General features: G+C 63.7%; 8 protein-coding genes and 3 pseudogenes. 2 read left to right on the top strand and 9 right to left on the bottom strand.

What is annotated here, in order from left to right; translation table 11 throughout:
- The 9 genes and pseudogenes from NTCA1_RS27495 to NTCA1_RS27455 all read right to left on the bottom strand — a co-directional run.
- Positions 1-664, bottom strand: a pseudogene (locus NTCA1_RS27495) (conjugal transfer protein TraN); the annotation flags it as partial.
- Between the two features lies 1 nt (position 665).
- Positions 666-1,415 carry a type-F conjugative transfer system pilin assembly protein TrbC gene (gene trbC / locus NTCA1_RS27490; RefSeq protein WP_306439321.1) on the bottom strand — a complete coding sequence of 250 codons (750 nt, stop codon included), beginning with the start codon at positions 1,413-1,415 and terminating at the stop codon, positions 666-668.
- Positions 1,416-1,427: 12 nt separating this feature from the next.
- Complete coding sequence (gene traU / locus NTCA1_RS27485) at positions 1,428-2,444, bottom strand: conjugal transfer pilus assembly protein TraU (protein WP_133085195.1); 1,017 nt, start codon at positions 2,442-2,444, stop codon at positions 1,428-1,430.
- Entirely contained in the window at positions 2,441-2,719 is a 279-nt protein-coding gene (locus NTCA1_RS27480) for a hypothetical protein (protein WP_133085194.1), read from the bottom strand. The genes traU and NTCA1_RS27480 overlap by 4 nt, the downstream gene beginning before the upstream one ends.
- Positions 2,719-3,357 carry a type-F conjugative transfer system protein TraW gene (traW, locus tag NTCA1_RS27475; RefSeq protein WP_008828787.1) on the bottom strand — a complete coding sequence of 213 codons (639 nt, stop codon included), beginning with the start codon at positions 3,355-3,357 and terminating at the stop codon, positions 2,719-2,721. Before traW ends, NTCA1_RS27480 begins: the two co-directional genes overlap by 1 nt.
- Positions 3,354-3,905, bottom strand: a complete 552-nt coding sequence (locus tag NTCA1_RS27470) for a S26 family signal peptidase (protein WP_133085193.1) — start codon at positions 3,903-3,905, stop codon at positions 3,354-3,356. Before NTCA1_RS27470 ends, traW begins: the two co-directional genes overlap by 4 nt.
- Complete coding sequence (locus NTCA1_RS27465) at positions 3,886-4,587, bottom strand: type-F conjugative transfer system protein TrbI (protein WP_133085192.1); 702 nt, start codon at positions 4,585-4,587, stop codon at positions 3,886-3,888. Before NTCA1_RS27465 ends, NTCA1_RS27470 begins: the two co-directional genes overlap by 20 nt.
- The gene (locus NTCA1_RS27460; protein WP_133085191.1) at positions 4,584-4,949 is read right to left on the bottom strand and encodes a hypothetical protein; all 366 of its coding nucleotides are present in this window, start codon (positions 4,947-4,949) and stop codon (positions 4,584-4,586) included. Before NTCA1_RS27460 ends, NTCA1_RS27465 begins: the two co-directional genes overlap by 4 nt.
- Before the next feature lie 5 nt (positions 4,950-4,954).
- Positions 4,955-5,224: pseudogene (locus NTCA1_RS27455) on the bottom strand (type-IV secretion system protein TraC); the annotation flags it as partial.
- Between the two features lie 98 nt (positions 5,225-5,322).
- Here NTCA1_RS27455 and istA point away from each other — a divergent pair.
- The gene (gene istA / locus NTCA1_RS27450) at positions 5,323-6,816 is read left to right on the top strand and encodes an IS21-like element ISSsp5 family transposase (RefSeq protein WP_133085190.1); all 1,494 of its coding nucleotides are present in this window, start codon (positions 5,323-5,325) and stop codon (positions 6,814-6,816) included.
- A pseudogene (gene istB / locus NTCA1_RS27445) lies at positions 6,813-7,014 on the top strand (IS21-like element ISSsp5 family helper ATPase IstB); the annotation flags it as partial. The gene istA and the pseudogene istB, both read left to right, overlap by 4 nt.

Raw genomic sequence — 7,014 nt, 5'->3', positions numbered from 1 at the left:
ACTCGGCCATCGTGCCGCAGTACGATGCCGTCCCGACCGCCTTGCAGGTTCCCGCAGCGATTTCATCGGCCATGCTGTCGGGGTCAACGTAAGGGCCGATCGTCGACATATGGTAATAGTAGAGGGTCCGGTTCTCGACCGAGACGTTGAGCGTCGACGTGCACGTGCGCGGCACCTCGTCGAGCTTGGAGCCATAATTACAGGTCGCCTCGTAGTAGCTGACATTGCCGCCACCGGGGGGCAGGGGCGTGCAGCTGCCGGTCTGGCCGCCCATCTGCTCACCCTGCAGGTAGGTGTCCGGATTCGCCTCGATCTCGGTCGCGCGCCGGGTGGTGTCGAGGATCTCCTGAGCGTCGAACTGCGGCCGCGTCTTATTGCGATCGGTCGATACCGCGAAAGCCTCGTTGCTGCTCGCCTGCGCGCCGGCATCGGCCACCAGCTTGTCGGGATCGTCGAAGTAGCCGCTTTGGGGCAAGTCGGTCCCCTGATAACCCGGCACCTGGTCGCGCATGGTTTCGCTCGGCACCAAGGCGTCATTGGCGCGCATGTCCGTCGCGAAGTTCTTGCCGTCCTCCTTTGCCTCCTGAACCGTGCTCTGGGCGAGCACCGCCCCGGCGCCGGCGAAAGCGATCGGGAGGATCAGGGAAAGGGCGAGGCGCCGCATCTCAGCTGGCCTTGCCCATGTTGCGCAGCGCGACCGAGGCAACGCCGGCGCCGGGGCCATGACCATCGACGAAGGACTCGAGCACGTAATTGACCGAGACGTTGCCGGTCATGCGATCGTGCGGGGGCACCACCGTCTTGCAGTTGAGGCCGGCGCACAGATCGAACTCGGAGGACACCGCAACGTAAGTCGGGACGGCCGTCACATCGAAGGCGCGGAAGAGGCGCGGATCGATCCCGACATTGGAAAGCTGGTCCTTTTCCGTGACCACCTTGGCGAGCCCGGAGGTGAACGCCTTCAGCGAATTATTCGGGAAGCCGCGAAAGACGATGATACCACCGGCCTTCGACGTATCCGCGATCAGCTGACGCAGCGCCTTGGGCGGCATCGAGAGGCTCGCAAAGACGATGAACTGCGGCGCATCACCCTTGGTCCCCGCCACATTCTGCGAGGCGCCCTGGATGATCTCGTCGAAATCGAACGGGCCATCACCGTTCATAGGCAGATCCGCCTTGGCCAGATCGGTCAGGCTGTCGGTGCCTTGCTGCTGGACGGCAAGCGCTTCTTCCCGGAAGGCATCGCCGCGACCCTTGACGTGATCGGCAAAGGTCTGGGCATCCTCCTGCATCGCGGCCGCACGTTTGCGCACCGCATCGAGATCGAGGCCGTCGATGTTCTGAGCGATGGCCTGGATGCCGCCGATGGCGGTGAGGCTCGCAATCGCGCCCAGGACCATGGTTCTGCGTCGCATCGGATATGTCTCCTAGAGCACACAACAGTTACGCTTGCGCCACACGAGGTAGCCCATGTCCTCGCCCTGGACGGGGTAGGCACGGCCGGTCTGCGGCGGCAGGGTGGATGCACCGATGGGTGAGCAACCGAGCTTCCCGCTCACCGTCGGGATCGGATTGGTCATCTGAATGCGGTATTGCTGCTTCTTGAGCACCGGCATCAGGTACTTGTCGCAGAGGCCCTTGCTGCCCATGGTGCCCCACGCGAGACCCTGCCGGTGCATCTTGAAGGCGAAGCGTGAAAGGGCGAGGCGGGAAGCCTGAACATGGCCGATCGACGAGGAGATGTTGCCATTCATCGGGTACATCGAGCCCTGGCAGCCTGCGCACCAGAAGGTCACATCGAGAGGGAGGCGCGCCGTAGCCGCGATACAGTCGCCGGCGCAGGCCGCCTTGGCGATCGGATTGGCGAAGATCACGACCTCGGGATTGATGATCGTGGTCAGCGTATCGTCCTGCCAGAGCGGATCGACCTCGGTCATGTAGGCGATGTCGAACGACGCCTGCTCGAAGCAGAGGAAGTCGGTCAGGATCTCCATCCAGTAGAGCAGGGGATAAACGTACCAGTGGACGTGCCACTTGGACGTATTCTGCGCCTGACCGCCGACCTGCGACGGCCCCGTGAACTGGCCCTGGCCGATGTCGAAACCCGGGGCGATCTTCATGCCGCCAAGGTTCACGAAGCACCACGGCTTCACCGAGACGTCCGCAAGGCGAACCGGCTCCCAGAAGCCGGCGGCGATACCGATGCGCGGGATCGGGCTGCCACAGGCGCAGATCGGCAGGCTGGGGTTATTGGTGTCCGGACGAGTGCTCGGCCAGATGCTGAGGCCCCCGATCGACAGCGGGAAGAGGCAGGACCAGCAGACGTCCGTGATCGGGTTCACGAACTTGCCGGTGCAGCGCGACTGCGCCTGCGCGGAAGGGGCAAGCATGGCCGAAGCGAAGAACATCGCGAATATCGCGAGGAGGCAGCGCAGCGATTTCATGATGCCGTCTCCTGCGATGTCGCCGCATCAAGCCATGCCTGATCGGCACGGTTCTTCCGAACCACATACAGAGTCGTGTAGACGGCGGTCGAAATCAGCAGCGCGGCGATCCCGATGGGCGCGATGCGGCCGAGGATCGCGGTCAGCGGCGAGACGAACGCCACCGTTAGCGCGCACAGGATGCACAGCACCTGAAAGGTGCGACGCATGGCCTTGAGGCGAGGCGTCTCGGGCGCGGCCATCGGCGTCTTCAGCAAGTCGAGCCACAGCGGCATCAGCTTGCCCCCTTCAGCTTGATCTCGGAAACCTTGATGACCTTGCCGTCCTGCTCGGCGACGGCGGGCGTATGGCGCACCCCGAACTTGCCGGTCAGGCGGCCCTCCTGATCAAAATAGAACCGCCTTTTGCGGGCGGTCATCTCCTCGATCGGCGAGCCCGACACGAGGATGATCTTGGCCTTGAGGTCGGAATACTGGCTGGTTGCCCATTCCATCTGCGCCTTGTCGTCGCCATCGACGAAGACGAGGGCCTGGTGCATCGCCACGAAGTCCAGAGGATTCACCGTCTGCCCGGCGCGAGCGACGAAGTTGCCCTTCTGGTCCTTCACGTCCTTCTCGATGACGATCGTCGGATCGAAGGCCCAGACCCGCGCCTGCGTTGCCGGCGTGATCCCGGCAACCGGCGTCGGCCGACGAACCTTGGCCTCGGCGCGCCGCGCGAACTCGGCATTCATCCGGTCGATCCCGCCCGATGCCTGTAGGTTCTGAAGGCGCTGCTCGATCACCGAGAGAAGATCCGTCTCGATGACCGGAAAAGTCTGACCGACGACACCGTGATCGCTGGCCTGGCCTGCAGACGACAAGGTCAGCGAGCACAGGATGACGAGGGCACTGTTTTCGAGGAGCCGCTTCACAGGATGGCCTCCCCGACACCGACAATCTTCCCGGCGCAGGCATAGCCGATCGCGGCATAGCGGCTGTCGAAGCCGTCCTTGTGCGGCGTGCCAACGAAGTAGCACTGCGGCGGGATTACGCCCACAGGTCCGGCAGCAAGCAGCTCACCAAAGCGGGTGCGCGGCTTCATGCGCGCCACGACCTTGCCGTTCACCAGCACTTCGGCGCCGCGATGGCTGACGATGTCTCCCGGCATGCCGTAGACGATCTTGCCGAACATCTGCTTCTTCGCGCCGAAGTGGCGCACGACCAGCGGATGAGCGGGCGGCACGAAGAAAACGTACTGGCCGCGCTCCGGCTTGGCGGTCTTGTGGATCACGAAGGCCCAATTGGGCAGCGATTCCGAAGTGTTGATGAGAAGACCGTGACTATCACGCCAGTCGCTGATTGCGGAATAGACGGCGCTGCCCGCGATCAGGAGACCGATCGGTCCCCATAGCCGCATGTTGGGCCGCCAGCGGCGCGGCTTTGCCTCGACCGGGAGGGGCTCACTGAGCGCTTGCGCCATAAGACCCTCCAAAGCTCGCGGGATCAGCCATCGGCGCCGCAGCTGCGGGCGCCTGTTCCGGCATCGGCCCGAACGCGCTTGCTCCCGCAGCAGCCTGAGGCGCGGGCGGATTGATCGGCACCTGCGGGATCGGACCGTCACTACCGCTCTGCATCAACTGTTCTGCAGAGGCGGGCGTCGGCCGCTTCACGCCAGAGGCATAGACCGCCTTCATCACATCCGGCGTGATGTCCTCGACGCCCTTGGAGAGCACCGCCTCGCCGACAAGGATCACCTGTCCCGAAGCGCTGCGGCGCTGCAGCTCGCCATCGAGCGAAGTCATGAACTTGCGCATCTCGGCTTCGACCTCTTGGGGAGGGCTGGCGCTGCGCGCCTGCGCCTGCAAATAGTCGCCGACGATGCTCGAGAGATTGGCCTTCACGATCTTCTGCGGCGGGGTGATGATCGTGCGCGTCACCCACATGCCCCATATCAGCATCGCGACCACCGCGACGCCAAGGATCAGCTGGCTCGCGGTATACCCGGCAAACACAGTCTTGCGCGGCTGCGCGGCGGCCGCCGCCGGCGCTGCGGGAATAGCGCTTGCGAGCGAGGGTTCGGGCTGTGGTGTGGATGCGGGGGCGGTGGCGGCGAGAGCATCGCTCTCGGGTCCAACTTCACTATTCCAGGTCGGTTCGCTCATGCGCCTTGCTCCGGGCTCAAAGTGTCGCGCGGCACGATGGCGTGCCGGCGAAAGAAGACGATCACACCGGCCACCACGAGGTGCAGCACGGCGACGAGAACCTTGAAATCGGCGGTGCGCGAAGCCTCAGCCGCGATGTAGCGGCTCGAGAGGTTGGCGAGCTGATGCATCATCCCATCGAGACTGAAGCCGCCGATCGCGACGAAGAAGAGGACGAACGCCCCCCAGGTCATCAGCAGGGTCACAGCCAGAAATCCGATGGTATGAAGCAGGACATAGAGGATGAACCTCGGGTCGGTCCCTCGGTCCTGCCCGTCCTGTCGATCCTGACGGGCCTTACGCTGCACGCCGATGCTCGCCATCCCGCTTACTCCGCTGCGATCGGGACGGCGTCGTCACCGCCCCACTTTTCAGGATTGTTGGGGAAGGCGACCCGCTCGATCGCCTCATCCATCGACAGGCCCTGGCCGAGCAGATCGTGGATCGCGGCGAAGGTCTTGGGCGAGGAAGAGAAGACGGTGGCCGAGTAGGCATCGAGGACGAGCCTGCCAGTCGCCTGCATGTCCGGCCCTTTGATGAAGACGTCGGAATACTCGATGCCGCTGCGCTTCAGGGTGAGAACGGCGGAGCAATATTCGGCCACGCTAGCGGCGGGATAGTCCTGCTGCGGGCGGCGTAAAAGTCGTCCACCTTGAAGCCTTTCTGCCAAGTCAGGGAGGTGTGGGGATCTACAGCGTGGAACTTTATCTTCAGGTCCGTTTGGCTTGCGCGGATGGCATGAGCCAGCGGGCGGCGGCGAAGCGTTTCAATGTGTCGCGCGATACGGTGCGCAAGATGCTGTCGTTTTCATCGCCGCCGGGTTACCGGCGTCAGTCTGCACCGCAGCGCCCGAAGCTGGACGGGTTTGTGGGGATCATCGATGGATGGCTTGAGGGGGATCGCGGTGTCCCGCGCAAGCAGCGCCATACGGCGAAGCGGGTATTCGACCGTTTGCGCACCGAGCATGGTTTCACCGGCGGCTATACGATCATCAAGGATTACATCCGGGAGCGCGAGCAGCGCAGCCGGGAGATGTTCGTGCCGCTGGCGCACCCGGCGGGAGATGCACAGGCCGATTTCGGGGAAGCTCTGGTGGAGATCGGCGGGGTGGAGCAAAAAGCCTACTTCTTTGCGCTCGATTTGCCGCACAGTGACACCTGCTATGTGCGGGCCTATCCGGCGGCGGTGGCGGAGGCTTGGGTTGACGGACACGTTCATGCCTTCGCGTTCTTCGGCGCGGTGCCGCGTTCGATCGTTTACGACAACGATCGCTGCCTTGTGGCGAAAATCCTGCCAGACGGCACGCGCAAGCGTGCCACGCTGTTCAGCGCTTTCCTGTCGCATTATGTGATCCGCGACCGCTATGCCCGCCCGGGCAAGGGGAACGAGAAAGGCAATGTGGAAGGGCTGGTAGGTTACTGCCGCCGCAATTTCATGGTGCCGATCCCGAAGTTCCCGACCTGGGAGGCCTTCAACCTGTGGCTGGAGGAGCAATGCCGCAAGCGCCAGCAGGACAAGGTGCGCGGGGAGAGCGAGACTATCGGTGAGCGCTTGCAGCGCGATCTGGCGGCCATGCAGCCTCTGCCCGCTACACCCTTCGAGGCCTGCGATCAGACGAGCGGGCGGGTCTCCTCGCAATCTCTGGTGCGCTACAAGACCAACGATTATTCGGTTCCGGTAGTCTGGGGCCATCAGGAGGTCTGGATCAGGGCCTATGTCGATGAAGTGGTGATCGGATGCCGCAGCGAAGTTATCGCCCGTCATCCTCGTTGCTATGCCCGCGAGGAGGTTATCTTCGCCCCGCTCCACTATCTCCCGCTGATCGAGCAGAAGATCAACGCATTCGACCAGGCCGCCCCTTTGCAGGGCTGGGATTTGCCCGAAGCGTTCGGGACGCTGCAGCGGTTGATGGAAGGGCGCATGCACAAACATGGCAGGCGCGAATATGTACAGGTGCTGCGCCTGCTGGAAACGTTCACCATCGCCGATCTCCAGGCGGCGGTGGAACAGGCCATCGACCTTGGCGCCATCGGCTTCGATGCCGTCAAGCACCTCGTCCTGTGCCGGGTCGAACGCGTACCGCCGAGGCTTGACCTGGACATCTATCCCTTCCTGCCTCGCACCACGGTCGAGAAGACCGTTGCCAGAGCCTATCTGAGCCTGCTCTGCGACAGGCAGGAGGCCGCATGAGCGATCAGGCACCGGAGATTCTTCTCGCTCACCATCTCAAGGCCCTCAAGCTGCCTACGTGCCTGCGAGAGCATCACAAGCTCGCCCGGCAATGTGCCGCTGAAGGCGTCGATCATATCCGCTTCCTCGCCCGTCTCGTCGAGATGGAGATGATCGACAGGGAGCGTCGTATGGTCGAGCGGCGCATCAAGGCCGCGC

Source organism: Novosphingobium sp. TCA1 (genome assembly GCF_009811895.1).
Lineage (GTDB): Bacteria > Pseudomonadota > Alphaproteobacteria > Sphingomonadales > Sphingomonadaceae > Novosphingobium > Novosphingobium panipatense_A.
The sequence above is the reverse complement of the archived record's forward strand: the minus strand, read 5'-3'. Positions and strand labels throughout refer to the sequence as shown.